The organism is Kingella sp. (in: b-proteobacteria), assembly GCF_030527935.1.
GTDB lineage: Bacteria > Pseudomonadota > Gammaproteobacteria > Burkholderiales > Neisseriaceae > Kingella_B.
Genome location: NZ_JAUMZV010000021.1, coordinates 20,747 through 44,882, shown reverse-complemented (window position 1 = coordinate 44,882; position 24,136 = coordinate 20,747). Strand labels below are relative to the sequence as shown.

27 protein-coding genes and 1 pseudogene are annotated in these 24,136 nt (G+C 55.3%); 15 read left to right on the top strand and 13 right to left on the bottom strand.

What is annotated here, in order from left to right:
- Window positions 1-96 precede the first annotated feature (96 nt).
- From folP to Q4A85_RS08090, 8 genes are all read left to right on the top strand, one after another.
- On the top strand, window positions 97-942 hold the full coding sequence (folP, locus tag Q4A85_RS08125; RefSeq protein WP_303109293.1) for a dihydropteroate synthase: 846 nt from the start codon (window positions 97-99) through the stop codon (window positions 940-942).
- Window positions 943-1,329: 387 nt separating this feature from the next.
- Window positions 1,330-1,593, top strand: coding sequence for a hypothetical protein (locus tag Q4A85_RS08120; protein ID WP_303109289.1), 264 nt, complete (start codon window positions 1,330-1,332; stop codon window positions 1,591-1,593).
- A gap of 170 nt (window positions 1,594-1,763) precedes the next feature.
- A complete protein-coding gene (locus Q4A85_RS08115; protein ID WP_303109287.1) occupies window positions 1,764-2,447 on the top strand; it encodes a hypothetical protein in 684 nt (227 codons plus the stop codon).
- Between the two features lie 77 nt (window positions 2,448-2,524).
- Entirely contained in the window at window positions 2,525-3,799 is a 1,275-nt protein-coding gene (tilS, locus tag Q4A85_RS08110; RefSeq protein WP_303109285.1) for a tRNA lysidine(34) synthetase TilS, read from the top strand.
- A gap of 240 nt (window positions 3,800-4,039) precedes the next feature.
- Window positions 4,040-4,888: a protease HtpX gene (htpX, locus tag Q4A85_RS08105; protein WP_303109291.1), complete on the top strand. Its 849-nt coding sequence runs from the start codon at window positions 4,040-4,042 to the stop codon at window positions 4,886-4,888.
- 367 nt (window positions 4,889-5,255) lie between these two features.
- Window positions 5,256-6,749 carry a cytochrome c oxidase accessory protein CcoG gene (gene ccoG / locus Q4A85_RS08100; RefSeq protein WP_303109283.1) on the top strand — a complete coding sequence of 498 codons (1,494 nt, stop codon included), beginning with the start codon at window positions 5,256-5,258 and terminating at the stop codon, window positions 6,747-6,749.
- 1 nt (window position 6,750) lies between these two features.
- Window positions 6,751-7,311 (top strand): FixH family protein, encoded by a 561-nt coding sequence (locus Q4A85_RS08095; RefSeq protein ID WP_303109281.1) that lies wholly within the window; start codon window positions 6,751-6,753, stop codon window positions 7,309-7,311.
- Window positions 7,312-7,355: 44 nt separating this feature from the next.
- Window positions 7,356-7,700 carry a hypothetical protein gene (locus Q4A85_RS08090; RefSeq protein ID WP_303109279.1) on the top strand — a complete coding sequence of 115 codons (345 nt, stop codon included), beginning with the start codon at window positions 7,356-7,358 and terminating at the stop codon, window positions 7,698-7,700.
- 25 nt (window positions 7,701-7,725) lie between these two features.
- Here the strand turns inward: Q4A85_RS08090 and Q4A85_RS08085 are convergent, their stop codons facing one another.
- Window positions 7,726-7,905 carry a hypothetical protein gene (locus Q4A85_RS08085; protein ID WP_303109277.1) on the bottom strand — a complete coding sequence of 60 codons (180 nt, stop codon included), beginning with the start codon at window positions 7,903-7,905 and terminating at the stop codon, window positions 7,726-7,728.
- 411 nt (window positions 7,906-8,316) lie between these two features.
- A complete protein-coding gene (pepN, locus tag Q4A85_RS08080) occupies window positions 8,317-11,004 on the bottom strand; it encodes an aminopeptidase N (protein WP_303109275.1) in 2,688 nt (895 codons plus the stop codon).
- A gap of 138 nt (window positions 11,005-11,142) precedes the next feature.
- Here pepN and Q4A85_RS08075 point away from each other — a divergent pair, with 138 nt between their 5' ends.
- Window positions 11,143-11,289, top strand: a complete 147-nt coding sequence (locus Q4A85_RS08075; protein WP_303109274.1) for a hypothetical protein — start codon at window positions 11,143-11,145, stop codon at window positions 11,287-11,289.
- A 59-nt stretch (window positions 11,290-11,348) separates the two neighbouring features.
- Window positions 11,349-11,498, top strand: coding sequence for a hypothetical protein (locus Q4A85_RS08070; RefSeq protein WP_303109273.1), 150 nt, complete (start codon window positions 11,349-11,351; stop codon window positions 11,496-11,498).
- Between the two features lie 380 nt (window positions 11,499-11,878).
- Here the strand turns inward: Q4A85_RS08070 and Q4A85_RS08065 are convergent, their stop codons facing one another.
- Window positions 11,879-12,739, bottom strand: a complete 861-nt coding sequence (locus Q4A85_RS08065) for a PHP domain-containing protein (protein ID WP_303109272.1) — start codon at window positions 12,737-12,739, stop codon at window positions 11,879-11,881.
- A gap of 157 nt (window positions 12,740-12,896) precedes the next feature.
- On the opposite strand from Q4A85_RS08065, the gene Q4A85_RS08060 reads away from it, so the two are divergent.
- A complete protein-coding gene (locus tag Q4A85_RS08060; protein ID WP_303109270.1) occupies window positions 12,897-13,208 on the top strand; it encodes a hypothetical protein in 312 nt (103 codons plus the stop codon).
- 115 nt (window positions 13,209-13,323) lie between these two features.
- On the opposite strand, the gene Q4A85_RS08055 is transcribed toward Q4A85_RS08060, so the two are convergent.
- The 4 genes from Q4A85_RS08055 to Q4A85_RS08040 all read right to left on the bottom strand — a co-directional run bounded on the left by Q4A85_RS08055 (window position 13,324) and on the right by Q4A85_RS08040 (window position 16,620).
- Window positions 13,324-13,995, bottom strand: a complete 672-nt coding sequence (locus tag Q4A85_RS08055) for a hypothetical protein (RefSeq protein WP_303109269.1) — start codon at window positions 13,993-13,995, stop codon at window positions 13,324-13,326.
- Between the two features lie 14 nt (window positions 13,996-14,009).
- On the bottom strand, window positions 14,010-15,215 hold the full coding sequence (locus Q4A85_RS08050) for a sugar transporter (RefSeq protein ID WP_303109268.1): 1,206 nt from the start codon (window positions 15,213-15,215) through the stop codon (window positions 14,010-14,012).
- A 208-nt stretch (window positions 15,216-15,423) separates the two neighbouring features.
- A complete protein-coding gene (locus tag Q4A85_RS08045; protein ID WP_303109267.1) occupies window positions 15,424-15,597 on the bottom strand; it encodes a hypothetical protein in 174 nt (57 codons plus the stop codon).
- 6 nt (window positions 15,598-15,603) lie between these two features.
- On the bottom strand, window positions 15,604-16,620 hold the full coding sequence (locus Q4A85_RS08040) for a 2Fe-2S iron-sulfur cluster-binding protein (protein ID WP_303109265.1): 1,017 nt from the start codon (window positions 16,618-16,620) through the stop codon (window positions 15,604-15,606).
- A 53-nt stretch (window positions 16,621-16,673) separates the two neighbouring features.
- Between Q4A85_RS08040 and Q4A85_RS08035 the strand changes: the two genes are divergently transcribed.
- Entirely contained in the window at window positions 16,674-16,895 is a 222-nt protein-coding gene (locus tag Q4A85_RS08035) for a hypothetical protein (RefSeq protein ID WP_303109264.1), read from the top strand.
- A 197-nt stretch (window positions 16,896-17,092) separates the two neighbouring features.
- Here the strand turns inward: Q4A85_RS08035 and Q4A85_RS08030 are convergent.
- A pseudogene (locus Q4A85_RS08030) lies at window positions 17,093-17,985 on the bottom strand (dihydroorotate oxidase).
- 276 nt (window positions 17,986-18,261) lie between these two features.
- Here Q4A85_RS08030 and yccS point away from each other — a divergent pair.
- Together yccS and Q4A85_RS08020 are read left to right on the top strand one after the other, a co-directional pair.
- On the top strand, window positions 18,262-20,502 hold the full coding sequence (yccS, locus tag Q4A85_RS08025; RefSeq protein WP_303109263.1) for a YccS family putative transporter: 2,241 nt from the start codon (window positions 18,262-18,264) through the stop codon (window positions 20,500-20,502).
- Window positions 20,421-21,041: a hypothetical protein gene (locus Q4A85_RS08020; protein WP_303109262.1), complete on the top strand. Its 621-nt coding sequence runs from the start codon at window positions 20,421-20,423 to the stop codon at window positions 21,039-21,041. The genes yccS and Q4A85_RS08020 overlap by 82 nt, the downstream gene beginning before the upstream one ends.
- A 108-nt stretch (window positions 21,042-21,149) precedes the next feature.
- On the opposite strand, the gene Q4A85_RS08015 is transcribed toward Q4A85_RS08020, so the two are convergent.
- A complete protein-coding gene (locus tag Q4A85_RS08015) occupies window positions 21,150-21,338 on the bottom strand; it encodes a hypothetical protein (RefSeq protein WP_303109260.1) in 189 nt (62 codons plus the stop codon).
- Window positions 21,339-21,403: 65 nt separating this feature from the next.
- Between Q4A85_RS08015 and Q4A85_RS08010 the strand changes: the two genes are divergently transcribed.
- Window positions 21,404-22,318, top strand: a complete 915-nt coding sequence (locus tag Q4A85_RS08010; RefSeq protein WP_368500201.1) for a bestrophin family protein — start codon at window positions 21,404-21,406, stop codon at window positions 22,316-22,318.
- A gap of 8 nt (window positions 22,319-22,326) precedes the next feature.
- Here the strand turns inward: Q4A85_RS08010 and Q4A85_RS08005 are convergent, their stop codons facing one another.
- The 4 genes from Q4A85_RS08005 to Q4A85_RS07990 form a co-directional block, all read right to left on the bottom strand.
- Complete coding sequence (locus Q4A85_RS08005; protein WP_303109257.1) at window positions 22,327-22,551, bottom strand: hypothetical protein; 225 nt, start codon at window positions 22,549-22,551, stop codon at window positions 22,327-22,329.
- Window positions 22,529-22,681, bottom strand: coding sequence for a hypothetical protein (locus Q4A85_RS08000; RefSeq protein ID WP_303109255.1), 153 nt, complete (start codon window positions 22,679-22,681; stop codon window positions 22,529-22,531). Before Q4A85_RS08000 ends, Q4A85_RS08005 begins: the two co-directional genes overlap by 23 nt.
- Window positions 22,647-22,910: a hypothetical protein gene (locus Q4A85_RS07995; protein ID WP_303109253.1), complete on the bottom strand. Its 264-nt coding sequence runs from the start codon at window positions 22,908-22,910 to the stop codon at window positions 22,647-22,649. The genes Q4A85_RS08000 and Q4A85_RS07995 overlap by 35 nt, the downstream gene beginning before the upstream one ends.
- 88 nt (window positions 22,911-22,998) lie before the next feature.
- A complete protein-coding gene (locus Q4A85_RS07990) occupies window positions 22,999-23,793 on the bottom strand; it encodes a thymidylate synthase (RefSeq protein ID WP_303109251.1) in 795 nt (264 codons plus the stop codon).
- Window positions 23,794-24,136: the final 343 nt, after the last annotated feature.

Below are 24,136 nucleotides of genomic sequence, written 5' to 3'. Positions count from 1 at the left end.
GGGGAAATTCTAACTTAATGTGAATTTCCTGAGTTATCTAGGACAGCCCCAAAAACTATCTTTCTTGAGTTATCATTCCTGTTTTTTTAAGGAACAATTATGCAGACCATTTGGCAAACGGCGCGTTTTGCGCTGGATTTATCCACGCCCAAAATCATGGGCATTATTAACCTGACACCTGATTCGTTTTCGGATGGGGGGACGTATTCGCGCAGTTTTCGGGCTGCCTTAAAGCACGCCGAGCAGCTGCTGAAAGATGGCGCGGATATGTTGGACGTTGGCGGCGAATCCACGCGTCCGAATGCGGATTTTGTCTCGCCTGAAGCTGAATGGCAACGCGTGCAGCCGATTTTGGCGGAATTGGCGCGTTGGGACGTGCCGATTAGCTTGGACACGCGCCGCGCCAGCGTGATGCGCTCGGCGTTGGAGCGCGGCTGGGCGGATGTGATTAACGATGTACAGGGCTTGGAAGATGCGGGCGCGGTGGAAGCGGTGGCGCAATCGCGGGCGGGCGTGTGCTTGATGCACATGAAAGGGCTGCCTGAAAATATGCAAAATAATCCGCAATATGGCGACATTGCGGCGGAAGTGGCGCAGTATTTGGATGCACGAGCGGCGGCTTGCCTTGCGGCGGGCATCGCTGCCGAGCGGCTGGTGTTGGACGTGGGCTTTGGCTTTGGCAAAACGCTGGCGCACAATATCGCGCTGATGCAGCAGCTGAACCGCTTGCCGTTGCAGCACGATTTGCCACAGCTGGTGGGCGTGTCGCGCAAGAGCATGATTGGCGCAATCACGGGGCGCGAAGTGCCTGCCGAGCGCGTGGCGGGCAGTATTGCTGTTGCGCTGTTTGCCGTGCAACAGGGGGCGAAGATTGTGCGCGTGCACGATGTGAAGGAAACGCGCGATGCGTTGAATGTGTGGCAGGCGTTGAATGGGGCTTGATTGAGGTTGTGTTGAACGGGATTTCAGGCTGCCTTAGGTTGCCAGTTATACCAAAGGCAGCCTGAAAACTGCGTGTACAACGTGTGGATAACTGGGGTAATTTTTTGTTCTCACGCGATAAATTTTGCTTGCTGAAAATTTGTGCAACTGCCAACTGTTTTAGCGTTCTGGGTTTGACGTTTGGCACAATTCAACGAAATATTTTTAGAACCTGTATTCACTATTTTCATAGGCAGATTTGATGATATAAAAGCGTGGATACAAGGCAAAAAGCACAGCAAGGTTGGACACCTTGCGAGCATTTTTAACGCAGTAGCCGCGTTTTTAGGGCATAAAAGATGACTATGAAAATAATGAATACAGGTTCTTATCATAAGGCAGCCTGAAATGACCCCTTACCAACTGTTTGACACCATCCGCACGCTGGAACCGATTAGCCTATCGGGGAAAATTTTGCCTGCGGGCACGATGGGCACGGTGGTGGAAATTTTCCATCAACCCCAATTCGGCTTGATGATTGAATTTGATGAAGATAAAGCATTGATTTTGCCTGTGTTGCAACCGCAGCAAGTTGAACTTGTTGGTGGTGTCCTAAAAAGTATGCTGCACTTTGCAGAATTTCTAACCAATACTGCTTTCTATCAACAATAATTAAGCCAGCATACTTTTTAGGACACCACCTAATGGTTATGTGTGATGATTAAAAAATAGGCAGCATACTTTTTAGGACACTACCAACTTGTTAAAGCAAACAATTAAACATCGCCTAGCCAACTTTACGCCTAACACCATTTTCAGGCTGCCTACCATGCCAAACCACCTTGACACCATCGGCACACTCGCCCCCCCTATCGCCCAAGCAAACCCAAGCGTGGCAACTGCCGCCCGACTACGCCCAATTTTTGCAATGCTACGGCTACGGCGATTTTTGCGGGTTGCTCATATTCAGCGAACCTGAACCCGATTTCATGGCAAATAATTTTGCGGACGACATGGATTTGTGGCAATGGCACGCCATCAGCGCGGATGTTGCCCTTGCTGGCACACAGTTTGCCCAAAGCATAGACGGCGATATTATTCTCGCCATTGCCCACGCGCCCGCGCCCATCGTGTTGCTGCCGCGCCACAACAACCAGCCCATTGTGTTTTCGCAGCTTAATCAACTGTTTGATTATTATGTGCAATGTTATGCGCTGTCGCCGATTTATTTTGACAGCCATCATCAAGCGGCGTGGCACAGCCTAGAAATCCCTGCGCGGATACAAGGCAACCGCCGCCGCCAGCAAACCATGCCAGCCTTGCAAACCGCCTTTCTTGCCCGCTATGCGCCCGATGCCCAGCTTGCCAGCGAAGCGCAACTCCAATACGCGCTGCACGCTATCGGTGGCTGGGTGCGCTTTGACCATGTTTACGCCAGCGCGGTGGTCATCAAATATCAGCAGCCTTATGCTGCGCAGGCGACTGCGATTGCGCAGATGCTGGAACACAGCATAGAAGCAGCCTGAAACGAAGTTCAGCGTAGCTAAAACCATCGCCAACCCGTTTTCAGGCTGCCTAACCCCATTCAACCCAACCATCAACCATGCCACTCACCCCCCAAGCCATCACCCCCCATATCCCCGCGTACCAACGCATTTGCTTGGCTCTAAGCGGCGGCGTGGATTCCATTGTGCTGCTGCATCTGCTCGCCAGCCTGCGCCACAGTCATCCGTTCACGCTATCGGCGGTTCATGTTCACCACGGCTTAAACCCCGATGCCGACCAATGGCTAGACTTTTGCCGCGATGCTTGCGTTCGGTTAAACGTCCCCTTTGCCGCCGAGCGCGTGCGCGTTGAGCCGAAAGGGCAGGGCGTGGAAGCCGCCGCCCGCGCCGCCCGCTATGCCGTGTTCGCCGCGCAGCCCTGCGATGCCATCGCGCTGGCGCATCATCAAGACGACCAAATAGAAACCTTTTTCCTTGCCGCGCTGCGCGGTGGCGGCATCCGCGCCTTATCCGCCATGCCGCCTAGCCGCGTGTGGCAAGGCAAAACCCTGCTGCGCCCGCTGCTGGCTTATAGCCGCGCCCAAATTGAAGCCTACGCCGCCGCGCACGGCTTAAACCATGTGCACGACAGCAGCAACCAAGACCCCAGCCTGTTGCGCAACTGGCTGCGCCATCAAATGCTGCCGCAACTCGTTTTCAGGCTGCCTGATGCCGCTGCGCACATCCAAACCACCATTGCCACGCTGCAAGACGAACACGCGCTGTTAAACGAAATCATCGCTGAAGACTGGCAACGCATCCACACGCCGCGCAACCAATTCTCGCGCCCCGCGTGGCAGCAACTGAGCCCGCTGCGCCGCCGCCAAATGCTGCACCGCTTCGCCCACGCGCACGAATTGGGCACGCCCAGCAAACGCAACCTTGCCGACTTCGCCCGCGTGCTAGACCAAGCCGCCCACCGCGCCACATGGCAACTGCCGCGCGGCAAAGCCCTGTTGCACCGCCAAATTCTGTTCCCCCTGCCCAATCGCGCGTTAAACAGCCTTGCATGGCAGCAAGCGCAAATAGGCAGCCTGAAAACCCTTGCCCAGCAAGCAGGCTTAACATGGCAGCCTGAAAACCACGCCGTGCGCACGCTTTCAGGCTGCCTACGATGCGCCAACAAACACGACCGCATCGCCATCGCCAGCGGGCATAAAAACGTGTTCCAACTGCTGCAAGAACACGGCATCCCGCCCGAATTGCGCCACCATTGGGCGATTATCGCCAACAGCCAAAACCACTGCATCGCCATTGCCAACATCCGCTCCGATGCCTGTTTACAAGGCGCGATGCTGCACAGCGCATGGCTGGAAACCTTTCAGGCAGCCTGAAACAAAATTCAACGCAGCTAATCACCCCCAGCTTTCGCCAGCGCACGGCTTGCAAGCAAGCCGTAAGGGGCGCGGGGCAACCATTTCAGGCTGCATCAATCTCCCCGCCCTTTGCATAGTTTTTCACATCCCCCCACTTTGATAAACACCACATATCCATTACTATCCGCCCCTTTCATGCCATGCCACAACTGCCTGCAAAGGCAGCCTGAAAACAACCCAACCTACAAAGGAACACACATGAAACGCATCGCCCTTTTTCTCGCTACCAACTTCGCCGTTATCATCGTTATCAGCATCGTGTTAAGCGTGCTGGGCATCAACTCCCGCAGCGGCGGCATGGGACAAATGCTCGCCTACGCCGCCGTGGTCGGCTTCACAGGCTCCATCATCTCGCTGTTGCTATCTAAAACCATCGCCAAACATTCCGTAGGCGCGCAAGTCATCACCAGTCCAAGCAGCGAAATAGAAGCATGGCTGCTGCAAACCGTGCAAAACCAAGCCCACCAATGGAACTTGAAAACCCCCGAAGTTGCCATCTACAACTCGCCCGAGCCCAACGCCTTCGCCACAGGCGCAACCCGCAACAGCTCGCTGGTAGCCGTGTCCACAGGCTTGCTCAACAGCATGACGCGCGATGAAGTGGAAGCCGTGTTGGCGCACGAAATGGCACACGTTGGCAACGGCGACATGGTAACGCTCACGCTGATTCAAGGCGTCGTGAACACTTTTGTCGTATTCTTCGCCCGCATCATCGCCAGCGCGGTGGCACAAGGGCGCGGCGACAGCGAATCCAGCAACAACGGCATCTATCTGGCAGTAAACTTTGTGTTGCAACTGCTGTTTGGCTTTTTGGCGAGCTTTATCGTGATGTGGTTCAGCCGCCAACGCGAATACCGCGCTGACGCAGGCGCAGCCAAACTGGTGGGCGCACCCAAAATGATTGCCGCCCTGCAACGCCTAAAAGGCTACACCAGCGAACTGCCCAAAGACATGACCGCCATGGGCATCGCCAGCGAAGCCAAAGATTCGCTGCTCAGCACCCACCCCAGCCTAGACAACCGCATCGCACGGCTGCAAATGCTGTAAACCATTCGCTCAATCTTTTCAGGCTGCCTATTGGAGTTACCCATAGGCAGCCTGAAAACTGTTTGTGCTATGTAAACTGCCCAGCGTGTAGGGGATGTGAACTTGTTCACGCACCGTTTAGCAATGCTTAATGTAATGGTGCGTGGCAAAACCACACACCCTACGCGTGCTGTTTTTATTTCGGCTTACTCTATTTTTCAGGCTGCCTTAATCCCCCAACATCAAAGGCAGCCTGAAACCTTATCCATCCCCTTATTTCAGCCCGCCTTTTGCCAAAAACTATTTATCGCCCAAACCCCATCAATCACGTTTCCCCGTATAATCAAAAGCCAAATAAAACCACCAAAAACGCCAAAAGGAACACACCATGCCATCCCAATCGCAAGGGCAGCCTGAAAACCCGCAACCCGCCGCGCAACCCGCGCCCCAATCTGCCAACAAACCCGCCAGCAAGCCCGCCGTAAAAGAACAAGTCATCCAATTTCACAGCAACAAACGCATCCACCCCAAACGCGCCATCGGCAAATTTGCCAACCTGCGCATCTGGATGATTATCGCCACCCAGCTTTTTTTCTATGTGATGCCGTGGATAATGTGGCACGGGCGGCAAGCCATGTTGTTCAATATTGAAGAACGCCATTTTTATGTGTTCAGCATGGTGCTAGAACCTGCCGATATGCTTTATTTGGCAGGTTTAATGATTGTTTCCGCCTTTGGGCTGTTTTGGTGGACAACCATCGCAGGGCGCATTTGGTGCGGCTATTCTTGCCCGCAAACTGTCTATACCGAAATCATGCTGTGGATTGACCACTTGGTTGAAGGCGACCGCAACAAACGCTTGAAACTGGACAAAGAGCCGTGGCATTTTCACAAAATCCGCATCAAAGCCTTGAAATATCTGCTTATCTTCATCGTTGCCGTGTGGACGGGGATTACCTTTGCAGGCTGGTTTGTGCCGATTCGCCAATTTGTGCCCGCCATTTTCATGGGCACAGCGGGCAGCGTTGCGCTGGGCACCGCCGCTTTTTATGGCTTTGTAACATGGCTGTTTGGGCATATTTTGCGCGAAAAAGTGTGCCTGCATATGTGCCCCTATGCCCGCTTCCAAAGCGCGATGTTTGACCACGACACGCTGGTGATTTCCTACGATGTGGAACGTGGCGAACCACGCGGTGCGCGCAAAAAAAACGCCAACAAAGAAGAAACCCAACTGGGCGATTGCATCAACTGCACCATGTGCGTGCAAGTTTGCCCCACAGGCATAGACATCCGCGATGGCTTGCAATATCAATGCATTGGCTGCGCCGCCTGCATTGATGCATGCGATGAAATCATGGACAAAATGGGCTACCCGCGCGGCTTAATCCGTTACACCACCGAAGCCGTGCTCAAACACGAATACACCGATGCCGATGTAAAAAAACGCCTGTTGCGCCCCAAAGTGGTGGGCTATGGCGTGGTGCTGCTGATTGCGGTGGTGGGGCTGCTGGTGGGGCTCGCCACCCGCGCCACCGTGCAAATTGATGTGATTAAAGACCGTGGCGTGATGGTGCGCGAAAACAAAGAAGGCTTGCTGGAAAACACCTACAACCTAAGCATCAGCAACGCCAGCGAACAAACGCAAATCATCCAAGCCAGCGTGTCGGGGCTGGAAGACATCCGTCTCACAGGGCTGCCTGAAAACGGCATCAGCGTGAAAGGCGGCGACATCATCACCGTGCCCGTGCAAGTTGCCACCCAGCCCGAATACGCCGAAAAAGGCAGCCACCCCATCCAGTTCACCTTCAAATACCGCGTAGAAGGGCAGCCTGAAAACGAAGCGCGCGAGCTGCAAGAAAAATCTATCTTTATCGGAGAATAACATGAGCACACAGCCTAACCCTAAACCCGTGCCGTGGTACAAACACCGCTGGCCGTGGATATTGATGAGCGGGCCTGCCGCCGTAGTCGTGGCAGGGTTTTACACCTTTTATCTTGCCAAAACCCACGCCGACGAAATGGTAACCGACGACTACTACAAAGAAGGCAAATACATCAATATGCAAATTGAGCGCGACGAAGCCGCCGCAAAACGCCACATCCAAGCGCAAATGTTTTTCAACCCAGAAGGCACCACCGCCAAAATCTTCATCAGCGGCGATTTTGACAAAAACACGCCGATACAACTTTTGCTGCTGCACCCCGCCAAAAAAGCCTACGACCAAACCGTGCCGCTCAAAGCCAGCAACGCGCCACAATCGGGCGACAAAACCGAATACACCGCCACCTTCAACGCCCTGCCACCCGCCGTGCATTGGTATCTGCGGCTGGAAGACACCCAAGGCAAATGGCGCGTGGAAAGCAAATGGCAGCCGAAAACAGGCAACGCTGCGATGTTCACGCCCAAGTTTGACGAAACGAGAGCGAGCGCAGCAGAGCCGTAAAGCGCGGCATTAGGCAGCCTGAAACCCAGTTCGGCATAACCAAAATGCGTGTAATTTTGATGCAAGCGCACGGCTTGCAAGCAAGCCGTAGAAGCGCGGGGACATTTTCAGGCTGCCCAAGCATCCCGCCCGCGTTTAGGCAGCCTGAAAAACAAAAACCGGTTGGTATGAAGCCAAACGGTTTTTTGTTGGGGGATGGTTTTCAGGCTGAAATCTTTGCAAAACCCAAAACACAACAAGAAATAGTCAATTCTCCGTCATTCCCGCGCAGGTGGGAATCTTGGTTAAATTTACACAATGGTTTGTTTTTGCGTAATTTTTTGAATATCAAACAAGATTCCCGCCTACGCGGGAATGACGACATTTCTTGTGTTTCAGGCTGCTGTTAGGGGTTTTGTAAAGGTTTCAGGCTGCCTACTTGTGTGCGGCAAAATAGGCAATTGTGCCGATGTTGCTTAGGACAAGGGCGGTGATAAGGGCGGTGGTTTGGGTGGACATTTTTAAGGGGGCGTATTGTTGAGTGGTGGTATTTTGAACAGGATGCGGTGGTTTATTTCTACATTTAAGGCAGCCTGAAAACAAGCAAGCTAACACGCTGTGATGGTTTTCAGGCTGCCTTTATTTGTATAGTCGTCCCAATTAAACCTTATACGGCGTTGGCTCGCCCACCACGGGCGAAATGGTTTATTGCCAAATCAGAGATTTGGACAAAGCCAGTTTTGCTGTACTACTTGTACTATCTGCGGCTCGCCGCCTTGTATAAGAACCTGTATTCACTATTTTCATAGGCATCTTTTATGTCCTAAAAACGCGGCTACTGCGTTAAAAATGCTCGCAAGGTGTCCAACCTTGCTGCGCTTTTTGCCTTGTATCCGCGCTTTTATGCCATAAAATCTACCTATGCAAATAATGAATACAGGTTCTAAGTCTTAATTGAAACAACTATATTTGTTGGCAAGCTGCCAACGTTCCATTTTGGCTACGCTGAATTGCGTTTCAGGCTGCCTATCCCAAAATCTTTTCCACAATCTCGCGCACGTCTTTGGATAGGCTGCTCAGCGCGGCGAGTTGGGTAAGCTCGTTGCGCATCAGGCTTTGACGGTGCGGTTCTAGGCGTTTCATCAGGTTAAACGCGCGGGCGAGCCCTGCGGCGATTTGTGGGTTGAAAGTGTTGATTTCGCAGATTTTTTGCGCGACAAAGGCGTAGCCCGAACCATCGGCGGCGTGAAAATGCGGGGTGTTGCGGGCGAATGTGCCGATTAGGGCGCGCACTTTGTTGGGGTTGGTTAGGGCAAATTGCGGGTGGTGCAGGGCAGCCTGAACTTGGGCGAGCGTGTCGCTGCGGCGGCTGGATGCGATTAGGCTGAAATATTTGTCCATCACTAGGGGCTGGTCGGCGAATTTGGCGGCGAAGCGGGCGAGCAGTTGGTTGCGTTTGTCGTCAGGGTTGTGGTTGATGGCGGAGAGTATACCCCATTCGTGGGTCATGTTTTTGCGTGCCATTTCGTCATAATGTTCAAACACTTGCTCTATGGTGGCTTGTTCGTCATAGCGGCAGATAAGGTTGAAGCTGGCGTATTGCAGGGTGCGTTGGGCGGCATCTTCGGGGGAGTATTCGTACACTTGGATTTGCTTGCCGCGTTTGTCGGCTTGCTCGGCTTCGCGGGCGTTGAGCGCGGCGGCGAACAGTTCGCCGTGCAGGGCTTGGGTAAGCGCGTCTAGCAGGGCTTCGCGGGCGGCGGTGGTTTGCACGGGGTTGATGTGGTCGCGCTCGCTCCATAGTTCGCTTTCGGCGGGGACTTTGAGCAGCAGGGCTTTGAACGCGGGGTCTAGCGCGGCATCGTTGATGGCTTGGCGCAGGGCGTTGATTAGGGCGATGGGCTGCGCGGGGGTTGCGCCGTGGGCGAGCGCGGTTTCGTTGGCGGCAATGGCGCGGCGGTATAGGGTTTGCGCGGCTTCCCAGCGGGCGTAGGGGTCGGTGTCGTGGGCGAGCAGCAGGGCAAGTTGGGGGTCGGTGTAGTCAAAATTAAGGAGCACGGGGGCGGAGAAGCCGCGCAGCAGCGATGGGGTGATGGCTTGGGCGGGGGCTTCGGGTTGCAGGGTAAAGGTTTGCTCGGCTTGGGTGAGCACCAACACGGTTTCGGTTTGGCTGGGTGGAAGCTCGTTACACCCGCTTTCAGGCTGCCTAAATGCGATTTGCTCGCCGTGTTCGTTCAACAGGGCGATTTTGATGGGTATCATCATCGGCTGTTTGGCGTGGGCGGGCATATCGGGGGTGTCGGGCAGGGTTTGTTTGATGTGGAGAACGTAGTCGCCGTTGGTTTTCAGGCTGCTTGAAACATCCAGCGTGGGCGTGCCTGCTTGGCTGTACCACAGGGCAAATTGGTCTAGGTTTACGCCGTTGGCATCCGCCATTGCGGCGCGAAAATCATCGCAGGTTACGGCTTGCCCGTCGTGGCGTGCAAAATAGAGCTTCATGCCGCGCTGGAAGCCTGCTTCGCCCAATAGGGTGTGATACATCCGCACCACTTCTGCGCCTTTTTCATACACGGTGGCGGTGTAAAAATTGTTCATTTCCACATAGCTGGCGGGGCGCACGGGGTGTGCCATTGGGCTGGCATCTTCGGCAAACTGGAATTGGCGCAGGGTTTGCACGTTTTCTATGCGGCGCACGGCTCTGCTGGCTCGGTCGCCCGAAAATTCTTGGTCGCGGAACACGGTTAAGCCTTCTTTGAGCGAGAGCTGAAACCAGTCGCGGCAGGTTACGCGGTTGCCTGTCCAGTTGTGGAAGTATTCGTGTCCAATCACGCTTTCTACGCCTTCAAAATCGGCATCGGTGGCGGTGTGCGCGTCTGCCAGCACATATTTGGTGTTGAAGATGTTTAAGCCTTTGTTTTCCATTGCGCCCATGTTGAAATCGCCCACGGCAACGACCATAAACACGTCTAAATCGTATTCCAAGCCAAAGCGGGTTTCGTCCCATCGCATCGCGTGTTTGAGCGATTGCATAGCGTGGGCGACTTTGTGGGCATCTTCGGCGCGGGTGTAGAACTGGATGGCGACTTTGCGCCCGCTTTGGGTGGTGAAGCTGCTGCGGTTGACGGCTAAATCGCCTGCCACCAGCGCGAATAAATAGGATGGCTTGGCAAAGGGGTCGTGCCACACGGCGTAGTGTTGCCCGTTTTTCAGTCTGCCTGAATCCACCAGATTGCCGTTGGACAGCAACACGGGGTATTGCGCGGCATCGGCGATGATTTTGGTGGTAAACACCGCCATGTTGTCGGGGCGGTCTAGGTAGTAAGTCATGGTGCGAAAGCCTTCGGGCTCGCATTGGGTGTAGAGATTGCCGCCTGATGCGTATAGGCCGTTGAGCGTTTGGTTGGCTTCAGGGTTGATTTGGGTGGTGATGTGGAGAACAAACGGCTCGGCTGGCACGCGGTGGAGCGTGAGACTTTCGGCGGTTTGGGTGTAGGCGGTTTCAGGCTGCGTTTCGCCGTTGAGCGATAGGGCGAGCAGGGTTGCGCTGCCGTCTAGCGTGAGACTTTGCGGAGCGTTGGGCTGGGGGACGATGTGTAGCTCGGCTTCAACGATGGTGGCGGTGGGCGATAGGGTGAAGGTGAGTTGGACTTCGTGGATGCGGTGGGCAAGGGGACGGTAATCGGTTAGGTGTTTGACGGTTTGGGTTGGGGACATGGTGGGGCTTTCTGTGGGATGGGTTGAGAACGGGGGGGATTTTAGCGTGTTTGGGGGTTTCAGGCTGCCTATTTGTGGGGGATGCGGTGGGTATGGGGATAGGGTGGCAGCCTGAAATCTTTGCAAAACCCGCAACCGATGGAGCGTCAGTGGCTCGCCGACATTTTGACAACGCAGCAAATGCCGTTTGTAGCCATTTGGTGGCGAGCCGCCGCCGCTCCATTTTGGGTTTCAGGCTGCCTATGGGCTGTGCAAGGGTTTCGGCAAACGGCGTGCTTCGGTTAATGTTTCTGATGCGTTTGGCTTTGCGCCTTATCGCGGCGCGTGCGAACTAGCCGCACTTCGTGCGTCGTCGAACAAGCGCACGCTTTTTCCCGAAAAAAGGACGCTCCGTTCGGCTGGACGTAGGGGAATGGGCAGTAGTAGCATTAAACATTTGTGAAGCGTTAGGCAGCCTGAAACCTTTGCAAAACCTAAAACACCACAAGAAATAGTCAATTCTCCGTCATTCCCGCGTAGGCGGGAATCTTGGTTAAATTTACACAATGGCTTGTTTTTTTGTAATTTTTTGAATGTTAAACAAGATTCCCGCCTACGCGGGAATGACGGCATTTCTTGTGTTTCAGGCTGCCTATGGGCTTTTGCAAGGGATGGGCGAACAGCGTGGGCAACGAGTTGCCCACCTTACGGTTTTCAGGCTGCCTTTGGATGGGGCAGCCTGAAACGTGATGCGGGGCTTGGGGTGCGGGGGCGGCTGATAGGGCAGCCTGAAATGGTTGCCCCGCGTTCCCTACGGCTTGCTTGCAAGCCGTGCGCTGGCGTGTAGGATTGGTTTTATGCGTGATTGGGTTTTGGGCGATGAGCCGTTGTCTCTTTATTCTGCGTTTTCAGGCTGCCTAAACGGCTGTTTGAAGTGCGCCCAAACGGGTTGGCAGATGCTGGGCAATTCGGGGCACGCGCCCAGCACGCCGCCGCTGTAATCGTGTGGGCGGTGGAAGTCGCTGCCTGCGCTGGCGAGCAAGCCGTGGCGGGAGGCGGCTTGGACGTAGTTTAGGCGGTCGTTCAGGCTGCACGCGCCGCTGTGCACTTCCATGCCGCGCCCGCCTAACGCGCGAAATTCGTCAAACAGGTTGTGCCGCGCGGTGGCGGATAGGTCGTAGCGCATGGGGTGGGCGATGATGGCGATGCCGCCTGCTTCGTTGATGGCGGCGATGGCGGCGGGCAGTTCTGCCCATTGGTGGCGCACGGACGCGCTTTTGCCGTCGCCCAGATAGCGGGTAAACGCTTGTTGCTTGTTGCGGGCGTGCCCTTGTTGCACCAGCCAATCGGCAATGTGCGTGCGCGAGACCATTTCGGGGTTGGCAGCGAGCGCGAGCGCGCCTTCGGCTGCGCCTGCGATGCCGCGTTTGGCGAGCTTGGCGGCGATTTGGTGCAGGCGTTCTATGCGCCCTTGCCGTACTTGGGCGAGCAGGGTTTGCAGGCTGCTGTAGTGTTCGTCAAAATCCAGCGCAACGATGTGGATGGTGCGATGCCGCCATGTTACCGAGATTTCTGCGCCGTTGATGAACTGGATGCCGTGCCGCGCGGCTTCGGCGCGGGCTTCGGCTAGTCCGCCTGTGTGGTCGTGGTCGGTGAGCGCGAGCAGGCGGCAGCCGTTTTGCGCGGCAGCTTGCACCAGTTGCGTAGGCGTGAGCGCACCATCGGATATGGTGGAATGGGTGTGGAGGTCTATCATGGGTAAGCACTCGGTTTTAGGTTTGCTAGTTATTTTGTATAGTAATCAAGGGATTACTTTACAATACGGGTGGGTTTCTTTATGATGGTGCGGCTAAATTTTGGATGATGCTTGTTTGAGGTTTGGCATTTTTTTAACGACAAATGGAGTGTTCACAATGAAAACGTTATCTTTAATGGCGGCTGTTTTGTCTTTGGCAACGGCTGCGGCTTGGGCGCACGAGGGGCATGAGCATGAACACGGTGGGCATAATTTGAGCAATTTGCCCTCCAGCTGCGAGGCGTATTTTAAACGCGCGGATGCGTGTTTTGCCAAAGCGGGCGAGACGGCTTCTTCGTTTTATGCGACCAACACGATGGTGTTGAAGCATTCGCTGCACGATGCCACGCAAAAGCAGCGCGATGAGATGTGCGTGTATGCGGATAAGAATTTTGTGAAAAATATCGCGCAGAAGTTGAATTGCGAATGAGCGATGGGGTAAACAAAGCTGCCTGTGATGGGCGGCTTTTTTTTCAGGCTGCCTATTGTTGCGTGGGATAGGCAGCCTGAAAAGTTTTTACGCGGCTTTCAGGCTGCCTTGTGGCTTATTTTTTCATCTTCGGGCGAAACGAATGCTTGGCATCAAAGCCTTTGCTGGCGATTTTGATGTTGTCAGGCATCGGCTGAGGGCGGGCTTCGTTTTCGCTTTTGAGCTGCGACAGATATTCCACGATTTTCTGCCACACAAAATCGGGGTCTAGGTAGATGCCCAGCGCGGAGAGTTGCGGGTTGGCGGCATAGGTGGTTTCCCATCTGCTTGTTTGCCCGCGCTCGCCTGCAAGGGCATCGGTTTCGCACGCCAGCAGCAGCGGGATGTCGTGATACGGGCGCAGCTTGTCGCGCCGTCTTTCTGGCGTGGCATCGTGCACCTGAAAATCATCAACATCGCCGTAATAGTCGTAAAAACCTGCCAGCGGAAATTCGCTGCCGTCGTGAAAACGGATATGGTCTAACGCGGATGCTTCGCCATCCATATCAAACGCGCTGTACACGCGCTCGCCGCTGTTGAATAACGCGACTTTGGCGTTGCCCACATACAGCCACGAAAGGGCAACGCTTGCGCCAAATTTCTGCGTCCACTCGGGATGCGGCGCGGGCAAATGCTTGGGCGCGGGCAAATCGGCGCGGGCGCGGCGGTCAAATATTAAAAGCGGGTCTGTGCCGTATTTGGCGACGTTGAAATCGTAGAAATCTTTAAATTTGCTGATGATTTTCATTGTGTTACTTCGTTTCAGGCTGCCTTGCTGCTTTCAACATCCGATGCAGCCTGAAAACGCTTTTGCGTCCACACAAACACCGTCAATGCCAACGCAGCCAAAGCCGCGCCCACCCAGCCCACATTCGCCAGCCCCAGCGCGGGCGCGCGCATCACCAAGCCGCCGAGCAGCGCGCCGCCGCCAATGCCAATGTTGTAGCACGCCGAATAGATGGCATTGGCGACATCGGCGGCATCGGGCGCGTAGCTCATCACGTGTCCAATCATGCTCAGGCTGATGCAGGCGATGCCGATGCCCCACGCAAAAATCAGCGCAAACAGCGCGGCGGGCTGCTGCCCCAGCGGTTTAAGCAACAGCAGCGACAGCAGCACCACCGCGCCCGAAATCAGCAGCGTGGGGTTGGGGTGGCGCGGATAAAAGCGGGCAAACAGCATACTCGCCGCCATGCCCGACACGCCAAACACCAGCAGCACCCAAGTGGTCATTTGCTCTGAAAGCTGCGTGATGGTGAGCGCGTAGGGTTCAATGTAGCTGTATGCGGTGAAATGCGCGGTTACCATGATGATGCAGAGCGCGTATAAACCCAGCAGGCGCGGGCGTTTGGCAAGCTGCGGCAGGCTGGTGAGCGAGCCTGAATTTTTGCTTTCCAAGCGCGGCAGGATTTTCATCAACAGCAGCATCACGCCGATAGCCAGCACGCCAATCAGCGCAAAAGTGGCACGCCAGCCCAACGCCTGCCCAATGATGCGCCCCAGCGGCAGCCCCAACACCGTTGCCATCGCCGAGCCAAGCGACATCCAGCCCAAGGCTTGCTGGCGTTTGCCACGCGGCGCAACGCGCATCACCAGCACGGCGGTAATTGACCAAAACACGGCGTGGGTGAGCGCAATCATCACGCGCGACACCAGCAGCACGGGGAAATTCCACGCCGCCACCGACAGTGCGTGCCCCGCGATAAAAAGGGTAAACAAGCCCATCAGCAGCCTGCGCCGTTCCATTTTTGCCAACAGCAGCATCAGCGGCAGCGATGCGAGCGACACCACCCATGCGTACACGGTAATCATGATGCCCGTTTGCGATGCGGGCAGGTTGAAGCCCTTGCCGATGTCGGTGAGCATGGCAACGGGGATGAACTCGGTGGTATTGACCACAAAGGCGGCGATGGCAAAGGCAAGCACGCGCAGATAGGCGATGTGGATGGCGGTTTTTTTGGTAAGCATGGGTGATGGGCTTGGGGGATAGGGTGGAGCAGGGGGGGATAAAAAAGGCTTTCAGTTGGGCTGAAAGCGGGGAATGGTGTTTTTTGCTGTTTCAGGCTGCCTTTGGGCGATACAAGGCAGCCTGAAAACGCCAAACAGTAGGGTGGGCAATTGACTTGCCCACCAACGTTAAGGTTATCTGCCACGGTGGGCAAACGAGTTGCCCACCCTATGCAGCCTGAAACGTGTTGCAACATGGCGTAGGGTGTGTGCCGCAGGCACGCACGCGGAAACTTGCAAACCGCGTGCGTGGCAAAGCCACACACCCTACGGATGTTTTCAGGCTGCTTAAATTCTCGTCAACATTCAAGGCAGCCTGAAAACGAGTAACCAGCAGGAACAACCGTTTTCAGGCTGCCGCTCGTGCCACATACGGCGTAAACGCATCGCTGTAAAACGCCGTTTCAGGCAGCCCGCGTTGCGCGGTAAACGCTTGCTTGCTGGCGCGAATCATGTCTATTGAACCGCAAGCGTACACTTCGTAGCCCGACAAATCGGCGTAATCGTGCAAAACGTGTTCGGTAATGTAGCCGCGCGCGCCTTGCCAAGCGTCATCGGCGCGGGACAGCACGGGCGTATAACGCGCATTGGGCAGCAGATACAGCAGCTCGCGCAGGGCGGCTTCGTCATACAAACCATCGGCGGTTTGCGCGCCGTGGTAGATGTGCACGCTGCGGCTGGGGTCGGTGTCGCGCAGGTGGTGCAGCAGCGATTTAATCGGCGCAAAGCCTGTGCCTGTGGCGATAAAAATCAAGGGTTTATGGCTGTTGTTGTGGAGCGTAAACGCGCCCAGCGGCGCACGCACGCGCAGCACGTCGCCCACTTTCAGGCTGCCTGAAAACAGCGCGGGCGAAAACACACCGCCTTCGCGCAGGCGCACATGAAACTCCATCACGCCGTTGTCGCTGGGCGCGTTGGCAAGCGAATAGCTGCGCACCGTGCCTTTATACAAAATGTCGGCATACTGCCCCGCGTAGAATTTAAACGGCGGCGATTTGGGCAACGCCAGCCGCAGCAGAGCCATGTTGCCGCGAATGTCCACGTGCGCCACCCGCGCGTGCATGGTACGCGGCGCAATCGCTTTCGCGCCTTCGTAGGCAGGCAAATCCAGCACCACATCGCCCTTGGGCTGGCAGGCGCACAGCAGCACCATGCCCGCCGCCGCGTCTTCATCGGTGAGCGCACAGTCGTCATAATCGCCCAGCGCCACTTCGCCCGACACCACTTGGGCAATGCAGGTGCCGCACATCCCGCTTTGGCAGGCGTTGGGCAGGTTGTAGCCTTGGCGCAGCGCGGCTTCTAGGATGGTTTCATCGGCTTGGGTTTCAAATTGGGTTTGGCTGGGGGTGATGGTGACTTGCGACATTTGGGCAACGAGTGGGTTCAAAAAAGGGTTAAACGAAAGGGCGCGATTTTACCATGCGACAAGGGGTTAGGCAGCCTGAAACGTCAAATCGTAGGGTGGGCAATTGGCTTGCCCACCAAAATGTGGTGCGCGAACCATGGTGGGCAAACGAGTTGCCCACCCTACGCCTAAACGCGGGCGCGATGGTTAGGCAGCCTGAAACACTTGCCCCGCGCCCTTACGGCTTGCTGGCAAGCCGTGCGCTGACTAAGAACCTGTATTCACTATTCTCATAGGCATCTTTTATGCCCTAAAAACGCGGCTACTGCGTTAAAAATGCTCGCAAGGTGTCCAACCTTACTGCGCTTTTTGCCTTGTATCCGCGCTTTTATTTCATCAAATCTGCCTATGGAAATAGTGAATACAGGTTCTAAAAATACGCAGGCAGCCTGAAACGAAAATACTCTTTCAGGCTGCCTAAATACACGCCACATCAATCCAATACTTTCAATTTCCCTTTAAAATCATCAATCTTGTTGTACTCCTTGCTTGCCATAATGTTTTGCAACTCGCGGGTCAAACGCTCAAACACCGCCACGCCTTCTTGATGCAAGATGGTGCCCACTTGCACCATATCCGCGCCGCACAAAATATGCTCAAACACGTCCACGCCGCTTTGCACGCCGCCTGTGCCGATGATTTGGATGCTGGCGTTCAGCCGTTGGCGAAAGGCAAACACATTCGCCAGCGCGGTGGGCTTCAAATACGCGCCGCCAATGCCGCCAAAGCCGTGCTTGGGCTTAATCAACACCGTTTCGCTGTGCGGGTTCACCAGCAAGCCGTTGCCGATGCTGTTCACCGAGTTGACATACGCCAGCGGATAGCGGTTCAAAATCGCCGCCATTTGGCCAAAATGCACCAAATCAAAATACGGCGGCAGCTTCACGCCCAAAGGCAGGCGCGTGAATTGGGCGAATACGGTGTCCAGCACGCGCGACACGGTTTCAAAGTCGTAGGCCGTTTGCGGTTTGCCAACCACGTTGGGACAGGATAAGTTCAGCTCGATGATGCCGTTGAAGTCGGATTGGTAAATCTGGTTTAGCAGTGCCACGTCGTCTTCCGCGCTAAACCCCGAAATGGATACGAAATAGGTTTTTTCAGGCTGCTCTTGCTGCGCTTGCGAAACGTAGCTCAAATAATAGGGCAGTCCGAAATTGGGCAGACCCATGGAATTGATGCTGCCCAAGCGGTGTCGCGGTAGCGCGGTTCGGGGTTGCCCTCGCGCGGTTGCACGGTGGCGGATTTGGTAACGAAGCTGGCGGCGGATGAATTTTGCATCGCGTCCAAATCGGCGCGGGTGTAGTCGCACACGCCTGCCGCGTTCATGATGCAGTTATCAAAGGCGCGTCCTGCGATGCGGGTGGAAGTGTCGGGCATGGGGTTTCCTTTGCGCTGGGAGTAAAAATTTGATTTTAAAGGAAGCGGCGGTTTTCAGGCTGCCTAAAACCGCCTGCGCTGCGCTAAATCAAACGGGCAGCCTGAAAAAGCCTTGACGCGGTTTGGCTCGGTGCAAGGGCGCGGCGTTTGTTTTGCGCGTTTCAGGCTGCCTAGTTGCGTTGTTTAGCGTTAAAATGTTCACCTTTCTTAACACGCATCCGCATCATGAAAACCCCCGCTATTAACACAAAAATCATCAACACCCTGCCCGTGTTAATCAGTGCCAGCCTGTGCGCCTATTTTGTTTGGCGGTTCAACAAGGAGCAATACTTCGCCGCGCTCATTCTCGGCATCATCGCAGGCGGCTTGGTGGATTTGGACAACGGGCTCACGGGCAAGTTTAAAAACGTGATGTTTGCCGTGCTGGCGTTTGCCATCAGCTCGCTTGCCGTGCAGTTCACCTTTAACAACCCTGTCGCGCTGCCCATCGCGTTTACCGCCATCGCCTTTGTGTTCACCCTATTGGGCGCGGCGGGCACGCGCTATCGCACCGTATCCTTTGGCACGCTCGCCGTCGCCATCTACACCACGCTCACCCACGACCCGCACGCCGCGCCCTATCTCAACACGCTACTGATTATCATCGGCACGCTGCTGTACACCTTGTTCACTCTGCTGGCGCACATCGTGTTCCCGCATCGCCCCGTGCAAGAAAACATCGCCCAAGCCTATGATGCCCTTGCCGATTATCTGAACAGCAAAGCCAGCTTTTTTGACCCCGATGAAATCGCCGAACACGACCAACAGCAAATCCAGCTTGCCATGACCAACAGCCGCGTCATCAGCAGCTTCAACCTTTGCCGCAACGCCCTGTTTTACCGAATGCGCGGGCAACATCGCCACCCGCGCACCGCCAAAATGCTGCGCTATTACTTCATCGCCCAAGACATCCACGAGCGGATGTCCGCCAGCCATATGCACTACCAAACTTTCACGCAGCAAATGAGCCACACCGATTTAATCTACCGCATCCAACGCCTGATTCGCCTGCAAGCGCAAGCCTGCCGCCAGTTTGCCCACAACCTGCGCCAAAACACCGAATACGCCGATTTTCCCAAGCTCGCCCGCGCCACCCAAGGCGTAATGCAATCGCTGGATTACTACGCCGCGCACGATACGGGCAACGGCGCATCGCCATACAGCGTGCAACGCCTGCTGGATAACCTAGCCCGCATCAGCCAACAATTTGCCCAGCTCGGCAACCCCGATATTCAAAACCTGACCACGCCCAGCGAGCAAACCCGCATCCAAGCCCTTGATAACAACAACTTCAAAACCGCATGGCAAATTTTCAAGCAACAGCTCACGCTCAAATCGCCCGTGTTCCGCCACGCCGTGCGCATGGCGATAATTGCCTGCGTGTGCTGCATCGTGGTGCGCATCATCAACAGCCAACACCTGAACGACAACGATTTAAGCCTAGGCTATTGGATATTGCTCACCGCCGTGTTTGTGTGCCAGCCCAACTATTCCGCCACCAAAAGTCGCTTGCTGCATCGCATTGTGGGCACGCTCGGCGGCGTGTTGGTGGGTTCTATTTTGCCCGTGTTCGCGCTCACGCTGGTGGACAAGCTCGCCATCGCGGTGATTTTTGTGAGCCTGTTTTTCTACTCGCGTACCAACAAATACAGCTATTCCATCTTTTTCATCACCATCCAAGCCATGATGAACTTTGCCATTATGGGCTTTGATGTGGCGGGCTTTTTTGTGCCGCGCATCATCGACACCATACTGGGCGCGTTGATTTCGGGCATCGCCGTGTATTACCTGTGGCCCGACTGGAAATACATCTCGCTGGAAAAAACCAGCACCGAAGCCATCCAAAGCAACGCAGGCTACCTAACCGCCGTGTTAGACGAGCTGCAACACGGCATCCGCGAAGACATTGCCTACCGCGCCGCCCGCCGCACCAGCCACGACAAAGCCGCCGCGCTATCCAGCGTGTTGTCCGATATGTCCAGCGAAGCCGATAAGCACCGCGATAAGCTGGAAGACGGCTTTATGCTGTTAAAAATCAACTACTCGCTGATTAGCTACATCGCCGCGCTGGGCGCATACCGCGACAAAATCCAAGCCGACAGCGAAGCCGAGCAACAATTTCTCGCCACGTTTTACCCCGCCGCCAGCCAAGTCGCCCAACTGCTGCAACACATCGCCGACAGCAGCGAAAGCCATTTTCAGGCTGCCTTAAACACGCTGGATGAGCAATTAGCGCAACTGCACGCCCAAGCCGAAGCCCAAAGCCAAAGCGACCCCAGCAGCCACATCACCCAAGCGCAAGTGCTCACCCGCCAGCTCAGCATGATGCGCGAACTGCTGCCCGAGTGTTACACCGCGCTGCATCGCCAACTAGACCGCGCGCAAAGGCAAACGCCACAGCCGCCGATTCGCATTCAGGCAGCCTGAAAACGCTATGGAGTGGCGATGGCTCGTCGCCCAATAACACAGCGAACAACGCGGCACAGCTTGGCGATATAACGGCGGATGGTTTCAGGCTGCCTTGGATAGCGCGAAATAGGCAGCCTGAAACCCTATCCACCCTATACAACATCCCCCACCCCCAAAAAGGAAACCCAGTGTACATCCCACAAAAAATCAAAACCCTAATCTGGCTCGTGTTAATCGCCATCGCCCTATTTGGCGTGTACCAAATTCCCGCCGTGCGCACGCTGGTGAACCGCACCGCCGCCAAGCAAGGCATAGACATAGACAAAAACTCACCCGAAGCGCAAATCCGCCGCCTAAAAGGCAGCTATGACGACCGCGACGACAGCGAAGTGGTCAAAGAAAACATAGACCGCAAAGTGCAGGCCTTCCGCGACTACGGCAAAGAACTTACCCCCAACGCCAGCAGCACGCCCAGCACCGCCCGCGGGCGCACCAAAGACGGCAGCTATTCCGACCAAACCGACCAACGGCATCATAATAAAAACCGCCGCCATTGATTAGGCTTGATGCAAAGCGTGTAAACACGTTTTCAGCCTTGTGCGTTGCACTTCGGCATACCCTGAGCTTTGCATAAGTTCGCATAGCTAAATCAAAGATTTAGATGCTCACTTAATACCCAAATCAAAGATTTGGACAAAGGGGCAAGGCTGCCTTAATGCAACGGTAAAGGCAGCCTGAAACCCATTTTTATAGCGCGTGTAGCGTGTGCCGTTTCGCTGCGTACACAGTTTGATGCCGTTATCCCAAAGGCAGCCTGAAACGCAAATATTATTAACCACGGCGGACAACCCCATTGCCCCCCTACGCGCTGCCCACCAAACAGCCAAGGCAGCCTGAAAACCATCCCACAACCCACCCCATGATAATCCGCAAAAAATCCAACACCCTAGCCCTTCTATTCGCATGGCGCGGCACCATTTTCCCCAAAGTCCTGCCCGCCATGCTGCTGCTATCCAGCGTCTCTCTGCTGCTGGGCATCGGTGCGCACTACCACTGGTTTCACCTGCCCACCCCGCCCGTGCTCGGCTTCACCATCTTCGGTATCATCCTGTCGCTGTTTCTCGGCTTTCGCAACAACGCCAGCTACGACCGATGGTGGGAAGGGCGCAAACTCTGGGGGCAACTCATCGCCACCCAACGCCACCTGATACGCGAAAGCCAAATCCTGCCCAACGCCCGCCGCGAACTGGTGTTGCGCCAAATCATCGTGTTCACCCACCTACTGCGCGACCGCCTGCGCTACCAAACCGCCCACCCCGAGCTATTCCTAGAATACGGGCAAATGCAAGCCGACCAAATAGAAGCCTTCGCCACCCACATCAACCCACCCCAATACGCCTTAGAACACATCCAATACGACCTTATCCAAGCCCACCGCCAACAAGAAATCAGCGACATCACCTACACCCATCTCACCACACATCTCAACACACTCGGCATGATACAAGCAGGCTGCGACCGCATCGCCAGCACCCCCGTGCCCTTTGCCTACTCCGTGCTGCTGCACCGCGCCATCCATAGCTTCTGCATCATGCTCCCCTTTGGGCTAGAAGCCGCGCTCGGGCTGTGGACACCGCTGATGGTGGCATGGCTGGTGTATATGTTTCTCGGGCTAGATATGCTCAGCGGGCAGTTAGAAGACCCATTCGGGCGACAAGACAACAACCTACCGCTGGATTCACTCGTGCGCCTTGTAGAACGCGAAATCCTAACCGCGCTCAACGTCGCCCAACTTCCCCCCGCATGGCAGCCTGAAAATGGCAATTTGACCTAGCCCCGCTTTTAACCCAACCCCGCCAAACCAAAGGCAGCCTGAAAACCGTTTACCCGTTTCAGGCTGCCTTGAAACATCCAAGCATAATAGCAGCAGCCTGAAATCCCCAAATAGCCCACCACCCTCATAGCCAGCGCACGGCTTGCAAGCAAGCCGTAGGGAGCGCGGGGACAGTTTTCAGGCTGCCCAACATCTGCGCCCGCGTTCAATTTATAGCAAAGTAGGTCGGGCATTGATGCCCGACAAACACGCACGGAAAACCAAGCAGCCAATGGAGCGGCGACGGCTCGTAGCCAAATGGCGGATGAAATAGAGCAATGTTGCATCATCAGCCAAAATGTCGGCGAACTGCCGACACGCCATTTTCAGGCTGCCTTTGGGATGATTGGGGCAGCCTGAAAACGCCAAATGGTAGGGGGCAATTCACTTGCCACCAAAACGTTAAAGCTATCCACCAGTGGTGGGCAAACGAGTTACTCACCCTATATACGTTAAGGCAGCCTGAAAATGCCCACCCGATGCTTAAACGCGGGTGTGATGGTTGATGATGCAGCCTGAAAACTGTCCACGCGCTCCTACGGCTTGCTGGCAAGCCGTGTACTGGTGTTAATCATGCTAAAAGGCAGCCTGAAACGGTTATCAAACGTTGTTTCAGGCTGCCTTTGGGTTGCGCGGGGCGATTATACCGACACTTGCGCTTTAATATGCGGGTGCGGGTCGTAGTCTTGCAATTCAAAATCGTCAAATTTAAAGGCGAAAATATCGCGCACGGCGGGGTTGATGCGCATGGTAGGCAGTTTGCGCGGTTCGCGGGTGAGCTGCAACTGGGCTTGTTCTAGATGGTTGTTATACAAATGCGCGTCGCCAAGTGTGTGGATAAATTCGCCTGCTTGCAGGTCGCAGACTTGGGCGAGCATCATGGTGAGCAGGGCGTAGCTGGCGATGTTGAACGGCACGCCAAGGAAAATATCGGCGCTGCGCTGGTAAAGCTGGCAGGAGAGTTTGCCGTTGGCAACGTAGAACTGGAATAGGGCGTGGCAGGGGGGGAGTGCCATGCTGTCCATTTCGGCGGGATTCCATGCGGAGACGATTAGGCGGCGGCTGTTGGGGTTGGTTTGGATTTGCTGCACAAGGTTGCGGATTTGGTCTATGGTTTCGCCGTTTGCGCCGCGCCAACTGCGCCATTGTGCGCCATATACGCGCCCCAGGTCGCCATTTTCGTCTGCCCATTCGTCCCAGATGCGCACGCCGTTTTCTTTGAGATAGCGGATGTTGGTGTCGCCTGATAGAAACCACAATAGCTCGTGGATAATGGATTTGAGATGCAGTTTTTTGGTGGTGAGCGCGGGGAAGCCTTGGGCTAAATCAAAGCGCATTTGGTAGCCGAATACGGAGCGCGTGCCTGTGCCTGTGCGGTCGGATTTGTCGGTGCCGTTGTCCAAAACGTGCTGCAATAAATCTAAGTATTGTTTCATGATGTCCTTTCTTTGCAGGCTGCTTTTTGGGTTTTTAGGCAGCCTGCAGGTGGTTTTGTCTGTTTCAGGCAGCCTGCGGTTTCCCGCATCCGCCCGCCCTCGCCGTATCAAACCGGTGCGTTGGTGGTGAGTCGTACTGTGTACAAAGTATGTTTTACCCGTTACGGGGCTGGGCGGTACACGCGGGGTTTCCCGCAGGCTGCCCTCCGCCTATCTGTTCCGTTGTAGGGAAAACAAGGCCGCACCCGCTTTTGACCACGGCTACCTGAAACGTGCAGGCTGCCTGAAACGTTGTCTGAACGTGGTTATGGCGGATGAATATAAAAATGGGGCAAGGCAGCAA

What these genes read in the sequence shown, in the direction of transcription:
- Q4A85_RS08120 (WP_303109289.1), top strand. Translation starts at nt 1,330, where the DNA reads ATGACCCCTTACCAACTGTTTGACACCATCCGCACGCTGGAACCGATT.
- tilS (WP_303109285.1), top strand. Translation starts at nt 2,525, where the DNA reads ATGCCACTCACCCCCCAAGCCATCACCCCCCATATCCCCGCGTACCAA.
- htpX (WP_303109291.1), top strand. Translation starts at nt 4,040, where the DNA reads ATGAAACGCATCGCCCTTTTTCTCGCTACCAACTTCGCCGTTATCATC.
- ccoG (WP_303109283.1), top strand. Translation starts at nt 5,256, where the DNA reads ATGCCATCCCAATCGCAAGGGCAGCCTGAAAACCCGCAACCCGCCGCG.
- Q4A85_RS08095 (WP_303109281.1), top strand. Translation starts at nt 6,751, where the DNA reads ATGAGCACACAGCCTAACCCTAAACCCGTGCCGTGGTACAAACACCGC.
- Q4A85_RS08090 (WP_303109279.1), top strand. Translation starts at nt 7,356, where the DNA reads ATGCGTGTAATTTTGATGCAAGCGCACGGCTTGCAAGCAAGCCGTAGA.
- pepN (WP_303109275.1), bottom strand. Translation starts at nt 11,004, where the DNA reads ATGTCCCCAACCCAAACCGTCAAACACCTAACCGATTACCGTCCCCTT.
- Q4A85_RS08075 (WP_303109274.1), top strand. Translation starts at nt 11,143, where the DNA reads ATGGAGCGTCAGTGGCTCGCCGACATTTTGACAACGCAGCAAATGCCG.
- Q4A85_RS08065 (WP_303109272.1), bottom strand. Translation starts at nt 12,739, where the DNA reads ATGATAGACCTCCACACCCATTCCACCATATCCGATGGTGCGCTCACG.
- Q4A85_RS08060 (WP_303109270.1), top strand. Translation starts at nt 12,897, where the DNA reads ATGAAAACGTTATCTTTAATGGCGGCTGTTTTGTCTTTGGCAACGGCT.
- Q4A85_RS08055 (WP_303109269.1), bottom strand. Translation starts at nt 13,995, where the DNA reads ATGAAAATCATCAGCAAATTTAAAGATTTCTACGATTTCAACGTCGCC.
- Q4A85_RS08050 (WP_303109268.1), bottom strand. Translation starts at nt 15,215, where the DNA reads ATGCTTACCAAAAAAACCGCCATCCACATCGCCTATCTGCGCGTGCTT.
- Q4A85_RS08040 (WP_303109265.1), bottom strand. Translation starts at nt 16,620, where the DNA reads ATGTCGCAAGTCACCATCACCCCCAGCCAAACCCAATTTGAAACCCAA.
- Q4A85_RS08035 (WP_303109264.1), top strand. Translation starts at nt 16,674, where the DNA reads ATGCGACAAGGGGTTAGGCAGCCTGAAACGTCAAATCGTAGGGTGGGC.
- yccS (WP_303109263.1), top strand. Translation starts at nt 18,262, where the DNA reads ATGAAAACCCCCGCTATTAACACAAAAATCATCAACACCCTGCCCGTG.
- Q4A85_RS08015 (WP_303109260.1), bottom strand. Translation starts at nt 21,338, where the DNA reads ATGGGGTTGTCCGCCGTGGTTAATAATATTTGCGTTTCAGGCTGCCTT.
- Q4A85_RS08010 (WP_368500201.1), top strand. Translation starts at nt 21,404, where the DNA reads ATGATAATCCGCAAAAAATCCAACACCCTAGCCCTTCTATTCGCATGG.
- Q4A85_RS08005 (WP_303109257.1), bottom strand. Translation starts at nt 22,551, where the DNA reads ATGCCCGACCTACTTTGCTATAAATTGAACGCGGGCGCAGATGTTGGG.
- Q4A85_RS08000 (WP_303109255.1), bottom strand. Translation starts at nt 22,681, where the DNA reads ATGGCGTGTCGGCAGTTCGCCGACATTTTGGCTGATGATGCAACATTG.
- Q4A85_RS07990 (WP_303109251.1), bottom strand. Translation starts at nt 23,793, where the DNA reads ATGAAACAATACTTAGATTTATTGCAGCACGTTTTGGACAACGGCACC.